Here is a 26599-nt window from a genome sequence, read left to right on the forward strand (position 1 = left end):
GAAACCACCCACTTAAAATAGATACCTTCATTATAAATCAAAAAAGGCAGAAACCCTCACTAAATGTAAGAATTTCTGCCTTTTTGTTTAAAGGGACTTTTTCAGTGGCCTCCTCGGCGGCACTCTTTTTATTTAATGAGAAACATTATTGTTTTGTGTTTGTGGCTGTCCTTGCCCAGGTTCGTACGCATTCAACATCGCTTGCATGTCTTGCGGTGCAAATTGTGGTACCTGGTAGTAGTGCCGCTTGTTTTGGTAAATGGAAATTTCATAGGCCATTTCAATACAGTTTGGAATCGAGTCGGCGAGCACTCTGCGAACGACCGGATTGGTTGACTCCAATGCGGCCATCGTTTTTACTGTCGCCAGCGATTTTACCGCTCCCAGTAAAATGCTCGACACGCTTTGCTCATTAAATTCCGAAACGCTTTGTATTGGCTTAACTGGCTCTGTTGGTTCGATGCCATATATAAAATCATTATCTGGTTCCATTTTGTAGCTCTGTGTTGGTTTGAAAGGGTCTTTTCCTGTTTTGAAGCTATCCAGTGTGATGTTGTATTCTTCCTGCATAAAGCGATATTGGCGATCGATAATATCAACCAGCTCCGGATCTTTCACAAATTGGCGAAATAGCAGATAGGTGTTAAGAGCGTCAACTGATCCTGATAAGACCTCGTGTACATCAAGCACTTCATGGCCGCCATGATTCAACTGCTGGGGAACATCCCCTATATGCATATTTTCGTGCATTGCTTCCTGTTGATTTTCCACTTTGAAGCCCTCCTTATATGTACTTACTGCGTTATTATTTTTCATGACAGGCGAATTTATCCAAAACTGCAACAAAAACCTGTAAGTCGTTCCTTAAACAAGGGTTATAGCTTTCTTAGTTCGACGGATCTTTTTTGGAGGTATCTCGGTTTATTCGAACTTATGATGAGCGTTTCTTTTAAAACCAGGTTCACCCCCTTTAAATAGAAAATAAAATGCAGAAGTGGCAAACTCTGTTTATCGGTTTTCGTTCTTGGACTATTCAAATTAATTGACAATAATAGTATTTTTAATTACGATACGTTTGATTATAAAAAAGCTAAAAAAGGATGTGGAGAATATGTTTGACATCGCCATTATTGGAGCAGGACCAGCCGGAGCGAGCGCAGCTATTTTTTCGGCGAAAGCAGGCAAGAGCACGCTGGTGATTGACAATGATAAAGGAATGACAAAACGGGCTTGGATTGAAAATCACTACGGAGTAGAGGAAATAACCGGTCCAGACTTGATTGAGATTGGTAAAAAACAAGCGCAAAAATTTGGTGCTGAAATCGTCAATGGATCGGCAGTGCATTTGCAGAAAAAAGAAGAAGGTTTTGAAATTCAAACAGAAAATGCTACATATACAGCGAAGCATGTAATCCTCGCGACTGGACTCGCGCTGGACCTTGCAGAGAAAACCGGTATTCATACAAAGCCGGGCACAGAGCCCAGAATTAAAACAGTGCTGAATACTGATCAAAATGGAAAGACAAATATTGAAGGAATTTGGGCAGCTGGAACAGCTGCCGGAGTCAGCGTTCACACAATTATCACTGCGGGTGATGGGGCTAAGGTGGCTATTAACATTATTAGTGAACTGAACGGGGAAAGATATGTAGACCATGATGTTCTACAATCAAAATAACTTTTCTCCTTGTATGATATGAGCTACAAAAAAACCGCAAATTTGCGGTTTTTTTGTGCCAGATAGTTTATTATACAAATTCATTTACTTTCATTGAAGACCTGTGTTCTCCCAAATTGTTAGAAACCCTTCTGTAGTTAAAAAAAGGATAAAAGAAAAAACTCTTTTATCCAAGTGTCACGCTATTTTTTTATTAATTTTAGCTAATTTCAAGTTTACTTCTTCTTCTGTTAGATTATGTTCTTTAACATAAAGATTTCGCGGATGAACCCGGCATTCATGGCTGCAGCCACGCATATAAAAGTGTTCATTTTCTTCTGAACAGATGATTTGTTTGTTGCATTCCGGATTAGCACAATTGACGTAACGTTCGCAAGGTTCGTTTGTAAAATAGTCCTTTCCTACAACGACATGCTCAACGCGGTTAACCGGGACACTAATCCTTTCATCAAATACGTAACACTGGCCATCCCAGAGTTGTCCGCGTACTTCAGGATCTTTTCCATATGTTACAATTCCGCCGTGAAGCTGTGAAACATCTTCAAAGCCCTCTTTCAATAACCATCCAGAGAATTTTTCACAGCGGATCCCGCCGGTACAATAAGTTAAGATTTTTTTTCCCTCAAATGCTTCTTTGTTTTTACGGATCCAATCCGGCAGCTCCCGGAATGCTTCAATATCCGGTCTGACTGCGCCTCTAAAATGCCCTAAATCATATTCATAGTCATTTCGTGCATCTATGACAACGGTATCATCAGATTGCATTTGATCATAGAATTCCTTTGGACTGAGGTAGTTACCAGTTAATTCTAAAGGATTGACGTCATCTTCCAGTCCGAGGTGGACAAGTTCCTTGCGGTGGCGAACATGCATCTTTTTAAAGGCATGACCGCTTTCGTCATCTATTTTGAAAACCATATCTGCGAAGCGGGGATCCTGTTTCATGGTATGCATATATGTTTCGGTTTGGTCCATCGTGCCGGAAACAGTTCCGTTAATACCCTCTTTAGCAACTAAAATCCGGCCTTTTAAACCAATCTCTTTACAAAGTTTTAAATGATCTATGGTAAATTGTTCCGGATCCTCAATCGGAACATATTGATAATAAAGTAAAACTCGATATGAGTGATTTTCCAAGATTAACACCACCTTACGTAATTTCTCACTTAGTACTACATATTATAAACTTACTTATATTAAAAACACTAAATATTATACCAAAAAAACATCGTTCTGTTAAGAAGAATTTTTCATCTAGCAAAATGACACTTTAAAAGGACATGATCAAACGGCGCAATCGAGGCTGAAATCACATGTCCTTCCCATTTTTAGTCTTATTTTACTCTTAATAATCGCAATGAGTTAGCAATCACAATTAAAGTGGCCCCCATATCGGCGAAGATTGCCATCCATAGTGTTAACCAGCCTGGTATGATTAACAATAAGGCTAACACCTTTAACCCTAAAGCAAATGTTATATTTTGCTTAATAACTCCAAGCGCTTTTCGGCTGAGTTCAATCATATAAGGCAATTTATTGAGATCATCTGCCATTAGCGCGATATCGGCCGTTTCCAATGCTGTGTCTGTTCCGGCACCGCCCATGGCGATTCCGACAGTTGCCGCTGCCAACGCGGGAGCGTCATTTATACCATCTCCAACCATGGCAACCTTTCCATACTTCTTTCTTAATGATTTAACAGCTTCAAGCTTGTCCTGTGGCAACAACTCGGCTTTAACTTCAGTTAAGCCTGCTTGGCTGCCGATTGCCTGTCCGGTTGCTTCGTTATCCCCTGTTAACATGACGGTCTTTTGAATGCCTATTTCATGTAATTTTCGAATTACATTTGTGCTGCTGCTCCTCACTTGATCAGCGACAGCAATCAGTCCGATTACTTCTTCGTTTGTACCGACCAGCATCACCGTCTTGCCTTGTTTTTGCAGCTTGATTATTTTTTCTGCAACTGAGGCAGTTAGGCGCATCATCTCTTCGAATAATTTCGGGCTGCCGATATAATACGTGCGATCTTTTACGGTCGCTTTTGCGCCTTTACCTGTGATGGATTGAAAACCTTCCGCAGCATAGTCATTCGTAAAAACACCTTTTTCTTCAGCTTTTCGAAGGATCGCAGATGCCAATGGGTGCTGGGAGAACTTTTCAATCGCCATCGAAATTCCTAAAATTTCGTTTTCATTCATGTTATTTAACACTTCGATATTGGTTACTTCCGGTGTTCCCTTTGTTAACGTTCCGGTTTTATCAAAAGCAATGACTTTTAATCGTCCTGCTTCTTCGAGGTGAATACCACCTTTGATCAGTACGCCTTTTTTTGCGGCGTTTCCGATCGCTGTGACAATCGCAACAGGAGTAGAAATGACCAGGGCACATGGACAGCCGACGACGAGGACGGCTAAACCACGGTACACCCAATCAGACCAATCTCCTGCCATGAATAACGGAGGGACAACTGCTATGAATAACGCGATGGCCATTATGGCCGGAGTGTAGTATTTCGCAAATTTATCAACAAACGCCTGTGTTGGTGCGCGTTCAGCCTGGGCTTCTTCGACTAGGTGAATGATCTTTGCAATGGTCGTGTCGTCGACTCGTTTTGTTACTTTTACTTGTAAAGAGCCTTCTTCATTCAAGGTACCAGCATATACTTCATCGCCACATGTTTTTAAAACAGGAATAGATTCTCCTGTTATGGCTGCTTGGTTAATCGAAGATTGGCCGTCAACCACTACGCCGTCCATAGCCAGTTTTTGCCCAGGCTTGACAATTAGAATATCACTAATTTGAATATCCTCTACGTCCAATTCCACTTCCTCATTTTCTCGTTTGACTAATGCCTTTTTCGGAGCTACATCCATTAAAGAGCGAATCGATTGGCGGGCCTTATTCATTGAATAACTTTCCAATGCTTCACTCAAGGTAAATAAGAAAACAACAACTGCTCCCTCGCCCCATTCTCCAATCACGGCAGCGCCAATAATCGCAATCGTCATTAACGTTTTCATGTCAAATTGGAGCTTTACAAGATTCATTAACCCGACTTTGAATAGATCGTAGCCGCCGATAAAGATCGATAAAAGAAAAATGGAGATTGTAGCAGGATGCTCCTCTCCCAACGAGTACATCGAAACATAACCACAGATAAGGAAAAAGAGCGAGATGAATGTATTTCTATTTTCAGCTTTCTTCCAGAACGGTACTTTTTCCTGTGCATCTCTTTGACGTTCAGGCAGTACTTTAATCCCGTCAAATGCACCTGCTTCTTCAAGCTGGTCAACGGTTACTTCTCCATAGACCGTCACTTTTGAAGCGCCGAAGTTTAATTGAACGTCGTTTACAGACTGGATATCACGGATGTTTTTCTCGAATTTCGCTGCACAGTTGGTGCAGGAAAGGCCTTGTAAACGATAAGTTTGTTTATTGTTCTCCAACGATTTCTCCATCTGCTGCACCTTCTTTTGAATGGATTAAAGCAATTGAAACGAGCTGATGTATGTGTTCATCAGCTAACGAATAAAATACCAGCTTTCCTTCCTTCCGATAACTTGCCAGTCCCATTTTTCGCAATAATCGCAAATGGTGGGAAGCGGTGGCTGTAGTCGAGCCGATAATATTAGCCACATCACAAACACATAATTCTTTTTCTATTGTTAAAGCATAAGCAATTTTAATTCTGGTCGAGTCAGACAATGCTTTAAAAAGTAATTCAACACCCCTCACCTCGTCCACTCGGGCTTTGACACGATTTACTTTATCTTCATCAAAGCAAAACGTTTCGCATGTGTCATTAAGGGCTGATTCTAACGTCTTTTCAATCATTTACTTCACCTCATTCAAATGAATGTTTGAATATAATTTAGTTTATGCCAGGTTTACAAAATTGTCAAAGATTTATTCAAATAAACCTTTGAATATTATGATCAATTGTTTAACTGATAATCCCTGGGTTATAGCTCTCGCGATTGCTGTATAAATACATTGGCCGGAATGGTAAAATTGCTGAAAAAACCTTGCAATTTTATACATAACAAGTATTCCGGGTATATATTCAATATTCTGTATGTAGGAGGTTGACAATGAAGGCAGTTACTGGATATTGCTATCCCACTCGATTATAAAAAAGCTGTCGATTTATCATCGGCAGCTTTTTTATGAAATGAACAGCAAAAATCTATTGTTGAATTTAAATAACCTGTCCTTTCGTTTTCATCTCCTGCATATAATGTGATGAATAAACCATCGGGAGGACACAAATGATTAATTTATTCGAAAAAGCCGTCATGGGAATGGCTATCATAAGATTGTTTTCAGGCAGTATTGAAATATTTGCGGCTTTTTTAATGCTGAAATTTAATGAAATAGAAAAAGCACTTATCATTAATAGTTCGCTTGCTTTGATAGGACCGATCGTATTAATCGTTACGACGACAATCGGTCTTTTTGGGATAGCTGATAATATTTCGTTCGGCAAATTCATTTGGATTTTTATTGGTGTCGCCTGCATTCTGTATGGCGTAAAGGGGAACTAACCGCATAGAAGACTACTGTGTATTTTCTACCACGAGTCGCAAATCACTGTTAGTTTTACGGTTCATGATTCGATCCTGTCAAAACCCTGCCGAGGCTGATCGAGATATGGTTATACAGTTCCCCTGTTGCGAAAAGGGCAGCTGCTGCTCGAAATCAATGCTCCCTGCATTGACAGCTTCCACGATCGCAGGGCCTGCCTGGAATTCCTTCCACTCCACTTCATAACCATCTGACTCAAGGCGCTTGTCGAGTGTTCTGAGCGATTTCAGGATCATCAGCGGACCGTTTTCTGATAACCGATCCTGACCGCCTCTCCTGTCTGTGCTTGTTTATTACCAGCATTTGCATCCTCGTCTTGATTGCAACTGAAAAGAAGCGTCCCCGTCATTAATAAGCTTATAAATACAAATAAGCTCTTTTTTTTCATATGAATGATCCACCTCTTTCTTCTTTTTTCGGAAGTACCATTTATGTCTTTTTAGCCTATGTGCAAATGAAAAGTAGGTTCCTGTCTATAAAATAAAAATCAACGGACATAAATTGTTCTTATGTAGGAAAACTAAAGGACGACAAATCAAAGGGGGTAAATAAGATGGGCATATTGAGCGGCAATCCACAAGACGAGCCGTTACATTCTGGTGAGGTCTTCAATCTTTGGTCACATTTGTATGGCACAAAAGGAACATTGGTAACTTTGCAAGTATTGGCCAACCACACAGGAGATCACGATTTAAAGGTGTTTTTAGAGGATTTGAAGGAAAATTGCCTTAAACAAGAGGCGGAGCAGGTTGAAGCTGTTTTAAAAGAAACGGGCATTCGTCTGCCCCCTGCCCCGCCAGATCGCCCAAATGTAGAAGTGCAGGACATCCCGGCTGGAGCGCGGTTTAACGATCCAGAGATCGCCACTCTAGTCCAAAAAGAAATCATGACCGGGAAGATTTTATGCAGCTATATTATAGGAATCTCCATTCGCGAAGATATAGGCGAAATGTACGGCGAGTTCCATACACAAAAAGCAGAATATGAGTCAAAACTGCTAAAAATAACAAAAGATAAAGGATGGCTTGTTCCCCCTCCGTTAAATATTAAATAATGTTCCAGTCAAGGTACTACAACACTGAAGGACGTGAAGATTGAAGTGGCTAAAAACAAGGGTATGACCATTACGGCAATCGGTTCGATACCACTGATTATGACATTGGGAAACTCGATGTTAATCCCGGTTTTCCCTGCAATGAAATCCGCTTTGAACCTTTCTCAATTGCAGGTAAGTTTGACAATAACTGTTTTTTCGGCTGCTGCAGCGATTTCCATTCCGATTCTTGGCTATCTGTCTGACCGGCTTTCACGCAAGGTTATCATTATTCCTGCCTTGATTTTGTATGGGCTTGGCGGCTTGCTCGCAGGTTTTGCAGCTGCTTCTTTTCCATCCCCATATATCTGGATTATAATCGGCAGAATCTTGCAGGGGATCGGTGCTGCCGGCACTGCCCCACTCGCGATGGCTTTAACCGGCGATTTATTTAAAGGCGGAGAACAAAGCCGTGTGCTCGGGATTGTTGAGGCGTCCAACGGATTGGGAAAGGTGTTATCGCCTATTCTCGGATCTCTGCTTGGCCTAATTGTATGGTACTCGGTATTTTTCGCTTTCCCGGCAATATGTTTTTTTTCAATTTTATTAACATGGATTTTTATAAAAGAGAAAAGAAACAGACAGGCACCCCCTCCCTTTGGGAAATATGTGAGAGGTCTTTTAACCGTATTCAAGTTTGAAGGAAGATGGCTTTTCACTACCTATCTGGCTGGTGGAACCGTTTTATTTACTTTGTTCGGGATTCTCTTTTATCTATCCGATTTGTTTGAAAGCCAGTACAAAATAGATGGTGTTATGAAAGGTCTAATTCTGGCAATACCATTACTTGTCATGGTTACAACATCGTATATCACCGGCAGTAAAATCGGGAAAAACCTTGAGAAAATGAAAAAATTGGTAATATTAGGATTTTTGTTCATGACGATATCTTATGCGTCTCTCATTTTAGTTGATAAACTTGTCCCGTTTTTGACGGTATTATTATTAAGCAGCGTTGGATCAGGACTCATTCTCCCATGTGTGAATAGCATTATTACTGGCGCAGTCGGCAAGGAACGAAGAGGATTCGTGACGTCCTTATACGGATCTGTCCGGTTCCTCGGTGTTGCGATTGGTCCGCCTATTTTCACCCGTTTGATGGCATGGTCCAGAACCGGGATGTTTTTATCAATCGCTATTCTTACGCTTATCGTCGGGTTGCTTGCCTTAACGATGATACATGTTGAAGGAAAAGACGGACATAAAAAGAAGGATACCCCTGTTCGCTATAAGTACGTTTAATGGATCGTTATTTTTTCCGCCAGTTAAAAGTATAGGACTGGTAAAAATCAATCCCGCATACCAAATCGACCATTTTTGTTGAAATCCATTGGCTGAACAAGGCTAGTACAATAATTTTCCAATCGATAATCACGGCTGTAAGGATAAATATACTGCAATTAATCATAAATAAAGGTCTCCCAGGAAGGGTATTCCGTGCAGACGAGATAATCAGGGCGATGACGCCGACTCCGCCGTTGGAGACGCCTTGACGCAGTAAAATCCCTACGCCGGTCCCTAATAAAATTGATCCTAGTAAGAGATCAACTACCAGGGCCCGGTTAGAGATTTGAATACTGTGCTGAAAAAAATAAACGGAAAAGGATGCGATGGTGATCCCGGCCATCGTCCATAAGGCGCATCGATTTCCTATATATTTGATCGCAAGTACCAGCGCCGAAAAATTTGTAAGCCAAAGAGAAAACCCCATATTCATCGTAAACCAATAATTTAACAACACGGCGATCCCACCTGCTCCCCCGGAAGGAATAGCATGGGGAAAAAGGAACAATCCCATTCCCATTCCTTGAATTGCACCCCCGGCAAGTACTAGTCCACTTTTACGGATGAATTTTTTCATTTGGATCATTCCTGTCGTATGTTTGGACTGATTGATTATACTGTACCTGTGGACAACTATCCCCATATTTTATTCGTTTCCATCATTAATATGATCAGAATTTATACGGTTTTTTTAACCTGTGGCTTTTGTGCTGATCAACAATAAAAAACTGACCCCCCTACGGAATCAGTTTTCCTGAAGTTGTTCAATTATGAAATGCCAACTGGCTGCTTGCGATTTACTGTTCTTTTCTGAGATGCATAGCTGTGTAGAATCATTCCGAGGATAACTAAAAAGATTCCTGTCCAAGATAATAGTGTCGGAAAATTAATTGATAAAAATATAAGCTCCAATGCTAACGCAAATAGAACTTCCATTGACTGAGTGGCTTCGACCGAAGCTAATTTTTGCATGTCTCCCCTCACCAAATCTGTTGCTTTGAAGAACAGAGCGGTCGCGATGACGCCAGAACAAATCGCAACTAAAACGGCCTGCATCACCTGATCACTACCCGGCAGACCGACGGTAAAAACACCATAAAAAGCGAGCAAGAACCAGAAGGGCAAGCTGGCTAAAGTCATCCCTAACGCCCGCTGATAAGCATCCAAACGGCCCTTGCCAATTTCCATCATCTTGCGGTTTCCCAGCGGATAAGCAAATGACGCAATGATAACCGGGATGATTCCTAAAAATAAGGCGCCAAAAGAAATATGGCTTGTGTTTTCAATTTGCATAAGAACAATGCCTACCAGAATGACCACTGACATCATAAGGCCTCTGTACGGAATTTCCCCTCTAATCTTGATAGGACCATTCTTCGTTTGAATCGTTTCAATAAAAGCTGGTGCCAGTAATGAACCTGATATGATCGTGATTTGCCAAGTTCCTGCAACCAGCCAACCCGGTGAATAGGCAGCGGCAAAACATATCGGTGCATAAAATAATCCGAATCCTACAAAACTCCACAGCAGCCAGGATCGTGGTTGCTCCTTCATTGCTTTTAACAGTGGCAACAGGTTTCTTCTTGCCAGGACTATTATTAAAAGGAACGGAACCATAAAAATAAACCGCAATGACGCACTCCATATCCAGCTCCCGCCAGACAATTCCATTGACCTGTTCAGAACAAATGTAACCGAAAAAAAGAAAGCTGCAAAAATACCTAATAATATCGGGCGCAAAATTTCACCTCAGGTCTGTATTTGATTCTTGCCAAGGCCTAACGACTTTCTTCAACCAGCCTGTCAGCTAAAGTCTAATCATTTCAATCCTTTTTCATAAAACCAATATATTTCATTTGATTTATTTTTTCAATATTCTATTTTTTAAGGAGGATACTATTTTACATTATTTATTAATGTGAGAGTGGAAAAAGACCAAAAAAGGCACCTTAGATTAGGCGCCAAAGTTTTTTATCCATTCAATTTAATTCCCGCACTTCTACAGGTTGTAAAACTCGTTCAATCTTATCTGTTATCAAATTCTAATGATGCTCTCCAAAACGTTCTGTTTTTTTAAAAAGGAATATTGAAATTGGAAGTCTTTTTTTGCAGCAACTTCTATATTATATGTAGACAAGACTTGTCGCTTTTCCGCTTCTGGCTGCAAGGTCGTCCACATGAAACATATATTGTACAAAGTAAACAATGGAAAAGCAAGGTGATCATTATCATTCATAAACTTGCGGCTATTTTTGTCGGCAGCCTGTTAATTGGGATTGGAATTAATGGTTTTTTAGTACCCCACCAATTGTTGGATGGAGGGATTGTCGGGATTGCCCTTATTCTCCATTACTACTTCAGTTTCCAGACCGGGATCTCGATGTTTTTGTTGAGTATTCCTCTTTGTATGTATGCGTGGTTCAAGGAACGTAATTATTTTATGAGCAGTTTTCAAGGACTGGTCGTTTCTTCGTTTTTTATTGATTGGCTGGCACCATTACAAAGCCATTTTCCCTTGCCCATATTGATCAGTTCCATCTTAGGCGGGATCATCATTGGAGTCGGAATCGGGGTCCTTCTCCGCTTCGAGGCAAGCACGGGTGGTACTGACTTATTGGCACATATCATCTCAAAGGCTGCATCGATAAACATTGGACTGATTATTTTTCTGATTGATGGACTTGTAGCGTTGATGGCCTTTAAAACGTTAGGGGCCCGAAGCTTTATCTTTTCAGTCATAACGATTTTTATTGTTGGGGCGGTAACCTCTTTGTTTGTTAGGAATAATCATCGCAATTATTTATTATGGCGCTATCATATTTAAACCTAGAACTTAAAAAAAGGAATAATAAAGGAAACTTCCCTGCACATGGGAGTTGCCTTTTATGTTTAAGTTGAGGAATAAATTCTCCATAGGCAGTCTCATAGAAACTGATAGTCAGTTATCAAAATTCTGCTTTAACCAATTTTTTAAAAAGAGAGTTAAGATGATGTAACGTTTGAAATGATAGATGAATAATCTGTTTTCGAGAGGAGGCATTAGAATGAACAATAATGAAAATGCTAACCCACTAAATGAGTGGGATGAAACTGATCAAGACGTTAGAAACGTAAAGAGCAAATGTGAAAGGTATACGTCTTACCATGTCATTGGTCACTTAACTGATGGTTCAAGAGTTGAAGGAATTATTGAAGGTACCGACAATGAAGGCGTGACGATGCTAGTACCAGAAGAGGTTGATGAAAGTACGGACGATTACAGACAATTTGGCGGTTATGGCGGATATGGTGGTTACCGGAGAAGATTTCGCCGATTTCGCCGCCGCCGATTCCCGTATCCGTACTTCGTTTTTCCGTTTATCATCCCGTACCCTTACTACTATCCAAGACCATATTATTAAAATTGATTGACGCAGCGATTTAAACGTTTCATAAAAAGAAGCAAGGATAAAATTATAAGTATACTTATAAATTATCCTTGCTTTGTATGATTATATCAAAAAGAATGAAGCGGAACGTTGACCTTGTTTGCTCTTTTGTCTTTAAGCTAGCTTCAACACCACCGGACAATGATCACTGCCCATCACATCGCAATGGATTTCTGAGTCCTCAATCGACTCTGCCAATCTCTCAGAAACGATGAAATAGTCAATGCGCCAGCCGATATTGCGTTCCCTTACTTTGTTCATATACGACCACCATGTATAGGCACCTTCCTTCTCAGGGTATAAAGAACGGAATGTGTCGATAAAGCCGCTATTCAGCAATTCGGACATTTTACCGCGTTCTTCATCAGTAAATCCGGAATTGCCTTTGTTCGACTTCGGATTTTTCAAATCAATTTCATTGTGGGCCACATTTAAGTCGCCGCAGAAAATGACCGGCTTAATCGTATCCAATTCAATCAAGTATTGGCGAAAATGGTCTTCCCAATCGATTCGTCGTTCGATTCTGGCCAAATCGCGCTGGGAATTTGGTGTATAAACATTCACGACATAGAAGTCCTCAAATTCCAATGTGATCGCTCTTCCCTCGTCATCCAAGACGTGGCCAATCCCATATTGGACAGACAGCGGCTCCACCTTTGAAAATATCGCAGTGCCTGAATATCCTTTTTTTGCAGCATAATTCCAATATTGGCTATAACCCTCCAAATTAAGATTGATTTGGCCTTCCTGCAGTTTTGTTTCCTGCACGCAGAATATATCCGCATCCACTTCTTTAAAATAATCCAAAAATCCTTTTCCAGCACAGGCTCTTAAGCCATTCACATTCCATGAAACCAATTTCATAAAATAGTATTCTCCTCGTAGTAGTATTTCTGGTATCTATTTTAATGGAACTTACAGAAGTTATAAATAAATAAGATTGGACGACTGGAATTGGATTAAGAAAAGGGAGACCTCTATGCCTCCCCCTCACACCTATTCAAGAATGACATTCGGATTGTAGCTATCCATGAAGCTGCTTACTACTTCTTCAAGAGAGTCATCGCCTACATGAACCTGTACGAGAACTTCATTTCGGTTTTCTACAGCAGTTACTTTTGCATCATCGTCCATCCGGTTCATTCTTAATTGGATTCGCAAGTCATCCGCAACAGAATTAGCTTGAAATTGCTTGTCCAGTATGTATCTGTAATTCCTCATTCTCTTCCTCCTTTCGCAGTTTATTGTCAATGTGTTTTACTATCAGATCGCAGTTATCTGTTTTGTATCCTATGCGAGCCACTAAAGCTGAATTGAATCTATGCCCACTTTTTCTTTAACAGCTTGATTTCATCTTTGTGGGTAAAATTTGCGTCTTTAGGTGTTTCTAATATAAAAGGGATTTTTTTTAGTAACGGAGTTTTGATTAATTGATCAAAATGATCTTCGGAAATGTGGCCATTCTTAAAAATATTGGCATGCCGGTCCTTACCAGAGCCGGCTGGATACTTGGAATTGTTAAAGTGGATCACACGCAAATTCTTCAAATATCCTAATTCCTTACCGTTTTCAATAAATTCAGGATGGTTCTCGCCATTCCACAGATCGCTTGCAAAAGCATGGCAAGTGTCAAGGCAAAAACCGATTTTCTCGGGAAAATCAACTAGGTTACGAACCTGAACGATCTCTTCCAGTGTTGTTCCGATTGCTCCTGCTTTTCCAGCGTTGTTTTCAAGTAAGATTAAACAATCCCCCTCCCACTTAGCAATGATCTCATTGAGTATCGAGATCATCAGTTGGTAGCTGGCGAGAGGATCCTTATCACTGACCCTGCCTCCAAAGTGGACAACCACACCAATCGAGCCGCAAGAATCAGCAATTTCCAAGTCATTGAGCAATGACATGATTACCTTTTCCTTCTTTTCATCATTTTCCGGTGTAAGACTTGTTGGATAGGGTGTATGGGCAACTGACTCAAGCTTGTGCTCCTGGCAAAACTCTTGACAAAGCTTCGCGTCAATTTTATTGAAATCCTTAACTGACAGGCTTCGCGGGTTTTTGGGGAAATATTGAAAAGCAGCAGCTTCTATGGCTGCTGCATGTTTTGCTGCTTCCAAGTAACCATGCCTTATACTAACATGACATCCGAATTTCATGAGATCACTTCCGTTCTCCCTGTTACTGATCCTAGGTTGTGAAATTAGGGATAATTCTATACCGGATTTTTTAAACAGCAGCAGCTTTCTTCTGCAATCAATTAATTACTGTTTAAAGGTATAACTGCGATGTCGATTAAGCATGATTTTGTAACAGAAAGTTCTTATCTGAATTTAATATTACTATTTTAGCAGTAGTAAAATTATAGAGTAGACGATCATACATAATGGAGGTTTTCTTATGAAAAGTGCACGATGGTACAATGCCAGGGATATTCGGGTAGAAACAATCGAAGAGCCGCAAATTCAACCGGGTAAAGTTAAAATCAAAGTCGAATGGTGTGGTATTTGTGGCAGTGATTTACACGAATATGCGGCTGGACCAATCTTCATTCCCGTTGAGGTTGCGCATCCGGTCAGTAAGGAATTAGCCCCTATTGTGATGGGACATGAATTTTCCGGAAAAGTGGCCGAAGTCGGCGAAGGCGTAACCAAAGTAAAAGTGGGTGACCCTGTCGTTGTTGAGCCGATTCTTTCCTGCGGTGAATGTGCTGCCTGTAAGAAAGGGAAATACAATCTTTGTGATTCATTAGGTTTCCATGGTTTATCCGGCGGGGGCGGAGGCTTTTCAGAATTCACTATGGTAGATGAGCATATGGTGCATAAAATGCCTGAGGGCCTCTCTTTTGAACAGGGTGCACTTGTTGAGCCCGCTGCTGTAGCGTTACATTCAGTACGCTTAAGTAAATTAAAAGCCGGCGATAAAGCTGCCGTATACGGAGCAGGGCCGATCGGTTTATTGTTGATTGATGCATTAAAAGCTGCTGGTGCTTCCGAAATCTATGCGGTAGAATTATCCCCTGAACGGATTGCCAAAGCGAAGGAACTCGGTGTCACAGCTGTCATTAATCCTGCTGAAGAAGATGTTGTTGCCAAGCTTCAGCAGCTTACAAATGGCGGAGTGGACGTTGCCTTTGAAGTTACCGGGGTCCCGGCTGTGCTCCAGCAATGTATTGACAGTACATCATTTGAAGGTGAGACGATTATCGTCAGCATTTGGGAGTCGAATGCATCAATCTTGCCGAACAATATCGTGTTAAAAGAAAGATCGGTCAAGGGAATCATTGCTTATCGCGACATCTTCCCGGCTGTTATGGAATTGATGAAACAGGGCTATTTTACAGCCGAAAACCTGGTGACTGAACGGATCGCCCTTGATGAAATTGTTGACAAAGGCTTTAACGCCCTGATGAGAGAAAAAAATCAAGTGAAGATTTTAGTGAAGCCATAATAAAGTAGGGTCTGTCTGCTATTAATTGGAGACAGACCCTTTATAGTTCTTGCGCGCTTTGCTTTTCTAATCTTCCATAGTTATTGATTGACCAATATCGCACAAATCCTATCTTCGATTTCTTTTCCTTTTGTATCGTCAAGCAAATTATTCAAAACGATCGAAAAAATTAGCGTTTCGCCGCTTTTCGTATTCACATACCCAGATAGAGAACTGACAGTGGAGATCGTGCCTGTTTTTGCTTTGACATTTCCCTGAAGAGGCGGCGATTTCATGCGGTTTCGCAATGTTCCGCCTGCCATTCTTTCCGACGCACCGGCAACGGGCAATGAGTTCAGAAAAACCGGAAACCATTCTTGTCCCTGCACGGAATACAGCAGACTGGAAAGCTCATTAGCAGGAATTAAATTAACGTGCGATATACCTGATCCGTCCCTTAAGACCAATGTTTCGGTATTCACCCCATATTTGGGCAACTCTGCTTCGATAACTTCGAGTCCTTTTTCCCAGCTGCCTTCACCCTTAACAGTTTTCCCCATTTCCTTGACGAGTGTTTCAGCATGCCCATTGTTGCTTAATTTCATAAAAGGAATGAGCAGTTCGGATAATGGCATCGATTGATGAGCTGAGACCAGCTTCGCGGATTCAGGGGTGGCTCCCGTTTTTACTTTTCCCGATATTCGGATGTGATGCTCTGACAATGATTGTTTAAATAAGTCCAGCGCGTAACCGCTCGGCTCCCACACCGCTACCCATTCTCTTGATCTGCTTGCTTGCAGCGGGACTGTTCCTTCAATTGTAATGGTGTTCGATCCATGCTCCCGTTCAATCTTGATTTCTTTTTTTCCGTCAGCGGGAACGGTTTTTGCGAGGTTTATAATTTCTACGTAATCGGTTTGAGGTGTTAATGAAACCATTGGTTGGTCACCATCTTGGCTGCCGGGATTTACATCGACAATGACGGTCCCGGCATCAAAGTCTTCATTGGGTGAGGCGGTTAAAGCGGATACCTGGGCAGCATAATATTCGGTTTCATCGCTCCATGATACATCGGTCGAGTAGCGGACATCATCGTACCATGTATCATCTCCAATCAAATCACCGTGGATCATTTTAACACCTGATTGTTGTAGTTCTTTCGCCATGTTGTCAAAATCAGTTTTCAGCAGTGTTGGGTCTCCTTTTCCCTTTAAATAAAGATTTCCGCGCAGTATTTTCCCTTTTACAGTTCCATCAGTCAGTAATTCTGTTGTGAATACATGGTTTGGTCCAAGTGTTGATAAGGCTGTTGCTGCTGTAAAAAGCTTCATGTTGGAGGCAGGTCTTAACCGGATATCGCCAATATGCTCATAGATCATGTCGCCTGTAGAAGCAGAACGTACACTAACACCTGCCAGTGCACCTTTCAAGTGCGGATCATTATTTAAAAGTTCGTTCAGCTGCTGGACGAGCGTTCCCCCTTCTTCAGTTGCTTGAACAGGAGGTCCATTTTCATGAATGTAAGGGACAAAAGCCAACACAAAAATCAACATAATGCTTATAATTATTTTCATTTTCTGTTTCATGAGCCATTACCACCTTCCATTTTTGATATGTAACACTTCTTTATGGAAAGGCTTCTTACCTTTATTTTGTTCCTGAGGAAAAAGGACTGTTTTCTGGAACTACCATATTTTACTCAAACCATACCATATATATGAACTCTGATTGACGGCCGGTTTTGTAAATGTGCGTTAATCAGGTTGATACATGGAGCATATCAATGTACAAACCCTCATATACTTTTATGATGATAAAGCAAATATTCTTAACTTACCGGTAAAAAGCTGATAATATATTGAAATAAAGCGAAGATCATTAGGGGTGAAATTATGAGTGTACACGAAGCGATTACAAAGCATGTGAAAAAACAAAATAAAATTATTGATGAATTCCTGGCTTTAGATAAGCAGAGGGAACATTATATTGAAGAAGCGATTATATTGTGCAAACAAGGCAGTGAGTTTACGACAGATAAAATTAATCAAGTGACCGGCGAAATGAATGAACTATCGAAACAAGGAATTGTTCCGCCCCGTAAATATGTCACTGTAGATATGGTAAAAGAATATGTGATGAAGTTGGATCGACGCGGTGATGAAGTTTAATTCCATTGGAGTTATGCCTGTTAATATGCCTGTATACGTTGGGACGTTTAACCAGCTTAAACATTCATTCGATATCAGGATGAAACTGATATTGGACCAGATCGATGCAGCGTTCGTTTGTGAAGGTTATTCCTTCGCTTTCAAGAGACAGCCTTTGAACCATGTAGTGTTCATCATCTTTCAAGCCTATTTCGCCTTTGGAATTGATGACTCGATGCCACGGCAAGTTATATTTTTTGCTCATAGAATGAAGGATTCTCACTACTTGCCTGGCACCGCGGGGCTCCCTGCCAACCGCGCAATTTGTCCGTAAGTCATAACTGTGCCTTCTGGTATGTTTTTTATTATTGCAATTGCTCTTTCGGTAAATATCCCCATATTTTATCCTTTCCTCTTACTCATTGCTAAAAAACTTTCTTTTTGTTACTCTTTCATTTTAATAAAAATCAATATTTTAAGAAAGCCATTTTGAAACTTACTAAAAAGAGCCGCCACAGTTTTATGGCGACTCTTTGATATTAGTTTGTATTTATGATCCTCGCAGCCCATTCCGGATAATCAATAAACGGGTTTCTGTTTCCCTGCAGTTCATGTATGGCTGCATTTCTGTGTTTTTCATAAATGCTGACCGGAAAGCTGTGATGCCAATCCAGCAAAAAGTTTAGGTCGACTTTCTCTTTGATATTAATTGCGCCTTCGTACCTGATGAAAAAATATAGAGTTGCCCTGGCGACAATTCCTTTACCGTATTCCGGTTCGAATCGCCCGTTTTCTACCATTCCGCACCCTTCTCTAATTCCAAAAATCCGGCCTTCTGGTGTATAGGAAGGAAAATCAAAGTACGGGAAATTACTTCTCATGCTGTTGCACGAAGGCTCGCAAGCAAAAAGATGGTGCAGGTCTCCTCTCATCGGCTCCTTTTCATCAAACCATGATTGGGGAACAACATGCTCACAATTAAGAATATTTTGTCCGGATAAAGCACCTATTCCCCGACCTTTAATCTGTTCAAGCAGCTTGATATCTTGTTCGATCGTTTTCAGAGCGTCCATCTTTTTCCCGGAATACAAACTCTTCAATTCCCCATTTTCCTGCAAATCTACCCATGGGTAGACGTAGCGGTGCGGAGAATAAGTGAGTTCTGTAAGGTGAGTTTTTATTATAAGCGCTTGGATATCATTCTTTATCAGTTCATTTTCATCGCTTATAGCCCGGTAATAATCTTCCTTTAACGTTGCATCATAATGCTCGTCATAGTATGGCTGCTTTCTATTTGTGATCAAGTGCGCTTTTGCGGCTTCCAGTGCTTGCATTAAATCGTTCATGACGACCCTAACACCTTTGCCTGAAATTCTTGATCAAACACTTTATTTAAATGCTCCAAGACGGTTAAATAGACAAGTCCGTTTCCTTCAAGCTTGGGAGAATGCCCCAACGGTACCGTTCTTTTGATTAGCTGTGCATATAGCTCTGGTTCTGAAAGCTTTCGTTCAAATGCTTTATTGGCTGAATCTTTGATTAAAGCAAGCGCGCCCGCTACGTGCGGAGCAGACATTGAAGTCCCGCTCAACGAAGCGTACTTTCCATCAAGATAGGTTGAAACGATGTTTTCACCTGGCGCGACTAAATCGATTTCGTTATGTGAATTTGTAAATTCCGACGATCGTCGCTCCAAATTGATCGCCCCTACGCTAATAACTTCATTGTAGCAACCCGGGTAGGCAAATTCATCTGTCGAGTCGTTGCCGTCTCCCTCGTTTCCAGCGGCGCAAACTACAAGGATATTGTTTTCTACCGCTTTTTTGATAGCTTCATGCAGTTCAGGATTATCATTTGGACCGCCAAGAGACATTGAAATAATATCTACCTTTTGTTCGATAGCATAGAGTATGCCATTAATGATCCAATCATATTGCCCTGATCCATTTTTATCCAACACTTTTACAATAAGCAGGTTCGCTTCTGGAGCTACACCGATTACCCCGAAATCGTTTCCCTCAGCAGCAATTGTTCCGGCAACGTGGGTGCCATGCCCATTGTAATCCCTGTAAACATTCGCGTTACTACCATCATCGGTTGTAAAGTTGCGCCCGCCAATAATTCGCCCTTTTAGATCTGGATGGCTGATGTCACAGCCCGTATCTAAAGTGGCTACTGTCATTCCTTTTCCTTTCGTCTCTGCCCAAATCTTTGGTGCTTGAATCAATTCCACCCCTGAAGGAACCTCATTAATGCTTTCAACCTGTTGTATCACTTGGTACGGAATCACGCGGACATAATGCTCCATTTCTTTCCCTCCCTATCGATAAAATTGAAGCCGGTTCTGGATGTTGGCTATATTTTAACAATTCTAACTAAATGAAAACAGTTTCGAATGGAGTGTTGTTTTTATAGCTTAATAGATTATTATGCTCCAAAAGTTGGACATTTTGTATGAAATTCTTACTTTTTTTGAGCTTGTATAGTAGCGAGCAAAGAAAGCAAGTCGCGATAAATTTCTACTATCGCATCAATTTTCATTCTCACCAATCCGCTCGAAGAAGGCGCAACAAAATCGATTGTTCCGTTCACCACAGATTGCTCCTGCCTTCCCCAATTAACATCTTTTTTTTCACTATATTCTTGATATACTCCTTTGCCGACAAAACAAACGATTTTCGGCTTGAATTGCTGAATTTTCCCCCTCAATTGCTGCTTGCCTTTCGTATATTCTTCTTTTGTAATTTCATCGGCAGCTTTGGTGGGCCGCGGAACAATGTTTGTAAGGCCATAGCCAAGTTCTAAAAGCAGATGATCTTCCGTTGTGTGGTATTTTCTTGGTGTAAAGCCTGCCTCATATAATATTTTCCAAAATCGATTATTAGGATTTGCATAATGATGTCCTATCTCAGCAGATCGAATGCTTGGATTAAATCCAACGAAGATCATATCAAGACCTTCTTTTAAGTGATCAGGGATTGGTTCCATTATCGGTCTCTCCTCTTTTGGTTTTTGTAAAATTGTCGTGTATTACTCAGACATAAAAAAGAGAGCATTTCTGCTCCCCTTAATGTATTACTCAGATACTTTTATTGTCTTAATATCTGCTCCTTGTTTCATGTTAAGAGCATGTTCTAAGCCTTCTGTAACTTTACCAAAAACGGTATGAACTCCGTTAAGATGAGGTTGGGGCTCATGTACAATAAAGAATTGACTGCCTCCTGTATCTCTACCAGCATGAGCCATTGATAAAGACCCTGCTACGTGCTTATGAGGGTTGCCTTCTGTCTCACATTTAATTGTGTAACCAGGGCCGCCAGTTCCATTTTTATTAGGGCATCCGCCTTGACTTACGAATCCCGGGATTACTCTGTGAAAGTTTAATCCATCGTAAAAGCCCTCATTAGCTAGCTTTTCAAAGTTGGCCACTGTGTTAGGAGCTTCCTCAGGGTATAGCTCAAAGCTAAGCTTAGCTCCATCTGCTAATTCTATGTATCCTGTTTTTGCCATTTAAATCATCTCCTTATGTTTAAAAAATCATAGATAATCATAACATTTTTACCGAAAGAAATAAAAGTAACAGCCCTTTTACCAGAATATTGAATAGTGTTACAAATATTTATTATCCTGCACTCTCATCCGAAATGCTGCTATCTATCATTTCATCAAGCCGCTGCAAGCTCCGCATCGCCCGGTCGAGATCTATGTTACGGTAGTGATGCGCTCCACCAGGTTCTTCATCCTTTTCATCGGCGAGCTTAATAATCGTCTGAATAGGAGATCTGACTACTTCACCGCCAGGCAAAAAGGAGTCAGTGTGAAAAAGAATCGCCAGGGCAATGTTCTTTGCCTTGATTGGATTTTCCCCAAGCCGAATTAACAGTTTATGTGCGCGTTCCGCTCCCTTAATAGCGTGAATGTCATTTTGCTTATACAGGTTGTAGTCCCATTTGCCGTTCTTGTACCATGTATAATGGCCAATATCATGAAGAAAACCTGCTTTGGCTGCAATATCAATATCTTCTCCTTGTTCTTTCGCCAAATGAAAAGCATGATAAGAAACGGCAATCGCATGGGCCAGCCCTGATCTTGTTAAATATTTTTGTGCAATTCGATGTTGGAAAATATTTGTTAACGTAACATCGCGCATAGAATCACCTTATTTTAAAATTTCTAACAGGCCCAATGATGATACAAATATAATTCCTTTTTAACAGGTAAAATAAACTCCCTAAATGAATTAGTCATTTCACACGTATCAGTATTGTTAATAATTCCGTTTATTGATCGCTTTTTGCTTGTTCATGACTTCGTATGATTTCTCGATAATATCAGTCAGGACATCACTTTTATAAATACGCCCGATTTTGGTATTTTCCTGATAATAATCGACGATCTCATCCAATTTATCTGCAGTTTCCTTTCCGATTCGTACGTTGAGCTGAATTCTTTCTTTGTTATCCATTATATAGTCTCATTCCTATCTTTGAGATATCATTTGCTAGCAGTTTGCTAATTTAATTATAGCAATAACCTATCCTAGCTTTTTTATGAAAATAAGTCAAAAAAAAAGAACAGTCAAGACTGCTCACTAATTTAATTTCTAATCTCTTCCCACTTATTCCTTATTCTATCTCCGAACTTTTCTAGATCATCGATTCCTTCATTCAATTTCTCTTTCCATTTCGGCATTTCTTCCTTGAGCCTGCCTTCAATTTTCTCAGCCTGCTCTTTTATTGACTCCTGAAACTGCTCTGTATCACTGGATCCATTCAATTGTGTATTTACCGAGTCAGTATTGAAATCACCAGGTTTAATAAATGGTTGCGAATTTTCCATGATCGCCCGAAAGATGGGTACAACAGTATCAGAACTGCTGTTAGGCAAATAGTGTTCCCGATCGGTTTGGTCATAACCAAGCCATACCGCACCGACAAGGGTTGGAGTATAGCCGACAAACCACTGATCTTTTGTCCCGTTGATATCATTATATGGTAACTGGGTGGAGCCGGTTTTTCCGGCGATTTGCAGACCCGGAATGTTTGTACCTTTGCCTGTCCCGGTTTCAACGACATTCAAAAGCATTGAATTCATTTGCTTGGCAACAGCTCTTGTAGTTACCCGTTCTGTTGTTGCTTTTCTTTTCGCAATCACATTTCCGGTTGGACCGACAATCTTCGTAATCAGATGTGAATCAGTTCTTTTTCCGTTGTTGGGAAAAACAGAATATGCTTCAGCCAGCTGTAGCGGTGACACGCCTTTATGCATCCCGCCAAGGGCAATCCCAAGGTATTTATCCTCTTTTTCAACTGGAATGCCAAACCGTTTTAAGGAATCCAGTCCTTTGTCAATCCCAATTTGGTCGAGGAGCCAAACAGCCGGTACATTTAGCGAATTCTCAACCGCTTGGTACATCGGAACGTCGCCTTCATATGTCTTTGAGAAATTCTCGGGTGTATAAGAACCAAAAGACATCGGTTCATCTTTCAGGATCGAAGTAGGCAGGTAGCCTTCTTCAAGAGCCGGCGTATAGACGGCAAGCGGTTTTAGCGTTGAGCCCGGCTGTGCTTTAATATGGGTTGCACGGTTAAAACCGCGGAACACCGCTTCTCCCCGTCCGCCGACAAGCCCGCGTACTCCTCCGGTTTCCGGATCAAGCAACACCGCCCCGCTTTGGACAAGGGCATCTTTTTTACCTCTTGGAAAAAGGGAATCGCGTTCGTATACGGTCTCAAGGCTCGATTGAAGATTCTGGTCCATTTCGGTATAGATCCGGTATCCGCGTGTTAAAATTTCCTCCTGGGTCAGGCCGTATTTGTGAATAGCTTCGTCGAGCACAGCATCTATATAATATGGATATTCGCGTTCGATAAAGCTGCCGCCGCCATCTTCTAGCTGGATCTTTTCGCTTTTTGCACTTTTATATTCATCTGCAGAGATTGCACCGATTTCTTTCATTTTAGCAAGGACAATGTCCCTCCGCTCGATGGCCTGGTCGTAATTCTCGTAAGGATTGTATGCGGAAGGAGCCTGAAGCAACCCTGCAAGCAGGGCGGACTCACTGATCGTGACCTCATTGATCCCTTTGTTGTAATACTTTGTTGCTGCATGGTCAATTCCCCAGGCGCCGCTCCCGAAATAAACTTGATTTAAGTACATTTCGAGAATCTCGTCTTTTTTATAATTGTTTTCAATTTCAATCGCTAAAAATAACTCCTCGACTTTCCGTTTATATGACCTTTCAGGCGATAGCAGTGCGTTTTTCGTCAGCTGTTGGGTAATCGTGCTTCCCCCGCCAGTGATTCTCCCGGCAAACAGATTACGAAAAAATGCCCTGGCAATCCCCTTTATATCAAATCCGTTATGTTCATAAAAACGTTCATCTTCAATGGCAATCACGGCATATTTCATATGTTCTGGCAGCTCTTCAATCGAGACTCCCTCAGTCCGATTTGTTGCCAGTTTGCTGGCGATATCGCCATCTTTATCATAAATAACGGCCGATTGCTTTAAACCGTCCTTTAAAGACTGTACATTTGCGGTGCTTGCCATAAAGGCAAAAAAGAGAATGGATAATAAAATAAATACCAGTAAAATTAATAATAAAATCTGGCTTAAATGTTTATTCTTCCAAAACCGTACAACCGCTTCCCAATAAGGCTGTAAATTTTTCATTTTGTCTCCTTGGCTTTTCATAGATCATTTCTTTTTAGGAATTAAGTATTGTTTCTATTATACCAAATTAAGCTGTTGTTGGATTTCTCCAAATATAACCGCTCCTTTTTACAAGTACATTACGATTACAGTACTTTTGTCAGGAAAATCCGTTTAGTTGTCATCCGTTTTATAGTGTTCATTTATCTTCAGGTTATCTTCTTCATCTGGAAGAATAACAAAAACCCTCCGTTTTGAAATAAGAGGGCTTTTGTTATTTATGCTTTTATTGATATTTTAGCTCAAACCATTCTTTTGCTTTGTTGACTTCTTCTCTTGTTAGTTCGTGTCCGCCTTCTCCCCAATGTTCCGTGACACTGGCTCCTGCTTGCTGCAGGTTTTCAGCGAGTTCCTTTGTTTCAGCTGCCGGGATAAGCGGGTCCCGTTTTCCGGCTCCTATGAAAACGGATATGTTGCTTAAATCAGGCAATTCCTTTCCTCTAAGTGGAACCATGGCGTGGAACAAAATCGCTCCATGCAAAGATTCTGCGTCATGATACAGAAGACTTGCTGCTATATTTGCGCCGTTGGAGTAACCGAGGGCAACGACTCGGTTGCGGTCAAATCCGTATTCCGTGGCCTTGTCTGAAATAAATTCATTCAGTTCGATCGTTCTAAAAATGAGGTCTTCTTCATCAAAGACTCCTTCAGCCAACCTTCTAAAAAAACGCGGCATCCCGTTTTCGAGTATATTGCCTCTCACACCGAGGATTGACGCTTGTGGTGCGACAATATTTGCTAAAGGAAGTAAATCTTCCTCATTCCCGCCGGTTCCATGAAGAAGGAGAAGCGTTGGTGCATGTTTATCTTTTCCTTTAATAAATATATGCTTCATTCATTTAGCTCCTTTGTCTTACCGCAATTATTCTTTTGTATCAAGCGGCTTGAGTCTTGCTTCAATGGCTTCGCGCCGGTCTTCAAAATAAGGAGGCAAGGCCAATTTTTCTCCAAGACTTTCAAACGGTTCGTCACCTTCAAAGCCAGGACCATCTGTTGCTAACTCAAATAAAATTCCATTAGGCTCCCTGAAATAAACTGAACGGAAATAATATCTTTCCACAAAACCTGAATTGGGAATTCGCAGCTCTTTCAATAGCTCTGCCCATCGTTTCAGTTCTTCCTCATTTTCTACCCTGAACGCGACATGGTGCACGCTGCCGCGGCCCGGCCTTTCAACAGGAAGATCCGCTCGTTCCTGAAGGTGTATTTCAGCTCCGGTTCCGCCTTCTCCTGTCTCATACACAAAAACTTGTTGATCACCTTCGTTATATGTACCCTTTTCCCTGAAACCCATCACCTGAGTTAAAATATTCGTGGTTGCTTCAAGCTGGCCAACAGTTAATAGTACAGGTCCGAGTCCGCGTACGGCGTGTTCAGCAGGAACCGGGCTTTTATCCCATGGATGTCCGCCAGCCACACCTTTGTTATTTTGATCGGAAACAAGTATTAACCGCTGGCCTTCAAAGTCACGAAAAGCAAGTGTAGCGCGTCCGGTTGCATTCGATATTTCATCATGGTCAACTCCCAGCTCGGCAAACCGATTTTTCCAGTATGTTAAGGAGTCGTCGGTTGGAACCCTTAAAGAAGTGGCAGAAATACTGTTGGTACCGTGATAAGTGTTTCCGGCATTTGGAATTTCAAAAAAGGTTAAATCGGTGCCGGGGTTTCCCCGTTCATCGGCATAAAACAAATGATAAACAGAGGTATCATCCTGATTAACTGTCTTTTTAACGAGGCGGAGGCCTAATGTTTTTGTATAAAATTCATAGTTGCGTTTTGCATTCGCAGTGATTGCCGAGACGTGATGCTGTCCTTTTAATGGTTTTAAATTCATATAAGTTCACCCTTTATCGTTTAATCTTCAGTCTGTGCCATATTCATCTATTTCACTATATTTTGTTTCTTTCATTTTGGATCAAGCGAAAAGGAAAAGCAACTAAACGGTTTTGAACAATGAAAATGTGTATTGCTTGTTTGTTAACGGGCTTCGTGTTATAATAGTTAAGCGATGAGCTAAATTGAGTAAGTCGGCAGACATTAAATGCACGATGTGGCATGCAGTCCAGCCGCCTCAATACGCAAAAGATCCCTTTATGGGGTCTTTTTTTATTTCATATTATGACGTTATTCCATCGTGCATGCAGTGATAGCGGGTTCAATTAATGTCAGGCAGAAATCATCAGTAGAGTAGAAAACAGGAATTAGATATTGTCTTCTTGTCCTCGGGTTTCAGGGTGTTCCACCT

General features: G+C 41.1%; 29 protein-coding genes and 1 pseudogene. 8 read left to right on the plus strand and 22 right to left on the minus strand.

The features are described from left to right. Positions 1 to 132: 132 nt before the first annotated feature. Positions 133 to 771: a spore coat protein gene (locus CVD23_RS16750; protein ID WP_101579259.1), complete on the minus strand. Its 639-nt coding sequence runs from the start codon at positions 769 to 771 to the stop codon at positions 133 to 135. Between the two features lie 340 nt (positions 772 to 1111). Here CVD23_RS16750 and CVD23_RS16755 point away from each other — a divergent pair, with 340 nt between their 5' ends. Further along, complete coding sequence (locus CVD23_RS16755; RefSeq protein WP_101579260.1) at positions 1112 to 1678, plus strand: FAD-dependent oxidoreductase; 567 nt, start codon at positions 1112 to 1114, stop codon at positions 1676 to 1678. Positions 1679 to 1855: 177 nt separating this feature from the next. Here the strand turns inward: CVD23_RS16755 and trhO are convergent, their stop codons facing one another. The 3 genes from trhO to CVD23_RS16770 all read right to left on the minus strand — a co-directional run bounded on the left by trhO (position 1856) and on the right by CVD23_RS16770 (position 5512). Then, entirely contained in the window at positions 1856 to 2815 is a 960-nt protein-coding gene (gene trhO / locus CVD23_RS16760; RefSeq protein WP_101579261.1) for an oxygen-dependent tRNA uridine(34) hydroxylase TrhO, read from the minus strand. Positions 2816 to 3012: 197 nt separating this feature from the next. Next, positions 3013 to 5136 (minus strand): heavy metal translocating P-type ATPase, encoded by a 2124-nt coding sequence (locus tag CVD23_RS16765; protein ID WP_101666639.1) that lies wholly within the window; start codon positions 5134 to 5136, stop codon positions 3013 to 3015. Continuing rightward, the gene (locus tag CVD23_RS16770; protein WP_101666640.1) at positions 5111 to 5512 is read right to left on the minus strand and encodes an ArsR/SmtB family transcription factor; all 402 of its coding nucleotides are present in this window, start codon (positions 5510 to 5512) and stop codon (positions 5111 to 5113) included. The genes CVD23_RS16765 and CVD23_RS16770 overlap by 26 nt, the downstream gene beginning before the upstream one ends. 434 nt (positions 5513 to 5946) lie before the next feature. Between CVD23_RS16770 and CVD23_RS16775 the strand changes: the two genes are divergently transcribed. Beyond that, on the plus strand, positions 5947 to 6222 hold the full coding sequence (locus CVD23_RS16775; RefSeq protein WP_101579264.1) for a YqhV family protein: 276 nt from the start codon (positions 5947 to 5949) through the stop codon (positions 6220 to 6222). 78 nt (positions 6223 to 6300) lie between these two features. On the opposite strand, the gene CVD23_RS16780 is transcribed toward CVD23_RS16775, so the two are convergent. Together CVD23_RS16780 and CVD23_RS22045 are read right to left on the minus strand one after the other, a co-directional pair. Beyond that, positions 6301 to 6498, minus strand: coding sequence for a hypothetical protein (locus CVD23_RS16780; protein ID WP_180955698.1), 198 nt, complete (start codon positions 6496 to 6498; stop codon positions 6301 to 6303). Then, the gene (locus CVD23_RS22045) at positions 6498 to 6650 is read right to left on the minus strand and encodes a hypothetical protein (RefSeq protein WP_180955699.1); all 153 of its coding nucleotides are present in this window, start codon (positions 6648 to 6650) and stop codon (positions 6498 to 6500) included. The genes CVD23_RS16780 and CVD23_RS22045 overlap by 1 nt, the downstream gene beginning before the upstream one ends. 165 nt (positions 6651 to 6815) lie before the next feature. Here CVD23_RS22045 and CVD23_RS16785 point away from each other — a divergent pair, with 165 nt between their 5' ends. After that, positions 6816 to 7316 carry a DUF3231 family protein gene (locus tag CVD23_RS16785; protein ID WP_101666641.1) on the plus strand — a complete coding sequence of 167 codons (501 nt, stop codon included), beginning with the start codon at positions 6816 to 6818 and terminating at the stop codon, positions 7314 to 7316. 39 nt (positions 7317 to 7355) lie between these two features. Next, the gene (locus CVD23_RS16790; RefSeq protein ID WP_180955700.1) at positions 7356 to 8597 is read left to right on the plus strand and encodes an MFS transporter; all 1242 of its coding nucleotides are present in this window, start codon (positions 7356 to 7358) and stop codon (positions 8595 to 8597) included. A gap of 7 nt (positions 8598 to 8604) precedes the next feature. Here CVD23_RS16790 and CVD23_RS16795 read toward each other — a convergent pair whose 3' ends face one another. Together CVD23_RS16795 and CVD23_RS16800 are read right to left on the minus strand one after the other, a co-directional pair. Beyond that, positions 8605 to 9216 carry a YitT family protein gene (locus CVD23_RS16795; protein ID WP_101666642.1) on the minus strand — a complete coding sequence of 204 codons (612 nt, stop codon included), beginning with the start codon at positions 9214 to 9216 and terminating at the stop codon, positions 8605 to 8607. A gap of 191 nt (positions 9217 to 9407) precedes the next feature. Continuing rightward, positions 9408 to 10379 carry a DMT family transporter gene (locus CVD23_RS16800; protein ID WP_101579267.1) on the minus strand — a complete coding sequence of 324 codons (972 nt, stop codon included), beginning with the start codon at positions 10377 to 10379 and terminating at the stop codon, positions 9408 to 9410. 487 nt (positions 10380 to 10866) lie between these two features. Between CVD23_RS16800 and CVD23_RS16805 the strand changes: the two genes are divergently transcribed. Continuing rightward, positions 10867 to 11463: a YitT family protein gene (locus CVD23_RS16805; RefSeq protein WP_101666652.1), complete on the plus strand. Its 597-nt coding sequence runs from the start codon at positions 10867 to 10869 to the stop codon at positions 11461 to 11463. A 220-nt stretch (positions 11464 to 11683) separates the two neighbouring features. Continuing rightward, the gene (locus CVD23_RS16810) at positions 11684 to 12040 is read left to right on the plus strand and encodes a hypothetical protein (RefSeq protein WP_101666643.1); all 357 of its coding nucleotides are present in this window, start codon (positions 11684 to 11686) and stop codon (positions 12038 to 12040) included. Between the two features lie 141 nt (positions 12041 to 12181). Here CVD23_RS16810 and CVD23_RS16815 read toward each other — a convergent pair whose 3' ends face one another. The 3 genes from CVD23_RS16815 to CVD23_RS16825 form a co-directional block, all read right to left on the minus strand. Further along, the gene (locus CVD23_RS16815) at positions 12182 to 12931 is read right to left on the minus strand and encodes an exodeoxyribonuclease III (RefSeq protein WP_101666644.1); all 750 of its coding nucleotides are present in this window, start codon (positions 12929 to 12931) and stop codon (positions 12182 to 12184) included. Between the two features lie 132 nt (positions 12932 to 13063). After that, entirely contained in the window at positions 13064 to 13288 is a 225-nt protein-coding gene (locus CVD23_RS16820; protein WP_101579270.1) for a hypothetical protein, read from the minus strand. Between the two features lie 98 nt (positions 13289 to 13386). Further along, positions 13387 to 14223, minus strand: coding sequence for a deoxyribonuclease IV (locus CVD23_RS16825; protein WP_101666645.1), 837 nt, complete (start codon positions 14221 to 14223; stop codon positions 13387 to 13389). A gap of 241 nt (positions 14224 to 14464) precedes the next feature. On the opposite strand from CVD23_RS16825, the gene CVD23_RS16830 reads away from it, so the two are divergent. Next, positions 14465 to 15514 (plus strand): 2,3-butanediol dehydrogenase, encoded by a 1050-nt coding sequence (locus CVD23_RS16830; RefSeq protein WP_101579272.1) that lies wholly within the window; start codon positions 14465 to 14467, stop codon positions 15512 to 15514. 80 nt (positions 15515 to 15594) lie between these two features. Here the strand turns inward: CVD23_RS16830 and dacB are convergent, their stop codons facing one another. Then, complete coding sequence (gene dacB, locus CVD23_RS16835) at positions 15595 to 17079, minus strand: D-alanyl-D-alanine carboxypeptidase/D-alanyl-D-alanine endopeptidase (protein WP_101579273.1); 1485 nt, start codon at positions 17077 to 17079, stop codon at positions 15595 to 15597. A 306-nt stretch (positions 17080 to 17385) separates the two neighbouring features. Between dacB and CVD23_RS16840 the strand changes: the two genes are divergently transcribed. Further along, entirely contained in the window at positions 17386 to 17661 is a 276-nt protein-coding gene (locus tag CVD23_RS16840) for a YpbS family protein (RefSeq protein ID WP_101579274.1), read from the plus strand. Between the two features lie 64 nt (positions 17662 to 17725). On the opposite strand, the pseudogene CVD23_RS16845 reads toward CVD23_RS16840, so the two are convergent. The 10 genes and pseudogenes from CVD23_RS16845 to CVD23_RS16890 form a co-directional block, all read right to left on the minus strand. Beyond that, a pseudogene (locus tag CVD23_RS16845) lies at positions 17726 to 18039 on the minus strand (MGMT family protein). A gap of 140 nt (positions 18040 to 18179) precedes the next feature. Beyond that, positions 18180 to 18986 (minus strand): endonuclease I family protein, encoded by an 807-nt coding sequence (locus CVD23_RS16850; RefSeq protein ID WP_101666646.1) that lies wholly within the window; start codon positions 18984 to 18986, stop codon positions 18180 to 18182. After that, entirely contained in the window at positions 18983 to 19948 is a 966-nt protein-coding gene (locus CVD23_RS16855) for a S8 family peptidase (RefSeq protein ID WP_101579277.1), read from the minus strand. The genes CVD23_RS16850 and CVD23_RS16855 overlap by 4 nt, the downstream gene beginning before the upstream one ends. Before the next feature lie 155 nt (positions 19949 to 20103). Beyond that, on the minus strand, positions 20104 to 20628 hold the full coding sequence (gene mug, locus CVD23_RS16860) for a G/U mismatch-specific DNA glycosylase (protein ID WP_101666647.1): 525 nt from the start codon (positions 20626 to 20628) through the stop codon (positions 20104 to 20106). 87 nt (positions 20629 to 20715) lie between these two features. After that, a complete protein-coding gene (locus CVD23_RS16865; protein WP_101579279.1) occupies positions 20716 to 21150 on the minus strand; it encodes a peptidylprolyl isomerase in 435 nt (144 codons plus the stop codon). A 112-nt stretch (positions 21151 to 21262) separates the two neighbouring features. Beyond that, complete coding sequence (locus tag CVD23_RS16870) at positions 21263 to 21790, minus strand: HD domain-containing protein (protein WP_101579280.1); 528 nt, start codon at positions 21788 to 21790, stop codon at positions 21263 to 21265. 117 nt (positions 21791 to 21907) lie between these two features. Beyond that, positions 21908 to 22105, minus strand: a complete 198-nt coding sequence (locus tag CVD23_RS16875) for a hypothetical protein (RefSeq protein ID WP_101579281.1) — start codon at positions 22103 to 22105, stop codon at positions 21908 to 21910. A gap of 131 nt (positions 22106 to 22236) precedes the next feature. Continuing rightward, positions 22237 to 24315: a transglycosylase domain-containing protein gene (locus CVD23_RS16880; RefSeq protein WP_101666648.1), complete on the minus strand. Its 2079-nt coding sequence runs from the start codon at positions 24313 to 24315 to the stop codon at positions 22237 to 22239. Positions 24316 to 24580: 265 nt separating this feature from the next. Then, complete coding sequence (locus CVD23_RS16885; protein WP_101666649.1) at positions 24581 to 25189, minus strand: alpha/beta hydrolase; 609 nt, start codon at positions 25187 to 25189, stop codon at positions 24581 to 24583. A 27-nt stretch (positions 25190 to 25216) separates the two neighbouring features. Next, positions 25217 to 26188 carry a ring-cleaving dioxygenase gene (locus tag CVD23_RS16890; protein ID WP_101666650.1) on the minus strand — a complete coding sequence of 324 codons (972 nt, stop codon included), beginning with the start codon at positions 26186 to 26188 and terminating at the stop codon, positions 25217 to 25219. Positions 26189 to 26599 lie beyond the last annotated feature (411 nt).

Source organism: Bacillus sp. V33-4, from assembly GCF_002860225.1.
GTDB lineage: Bacteria > Bacillota > Bacilli > Bacillales > Cytobacillaceae > Bacillus_BJ > Bacillus_BJ canaveralius.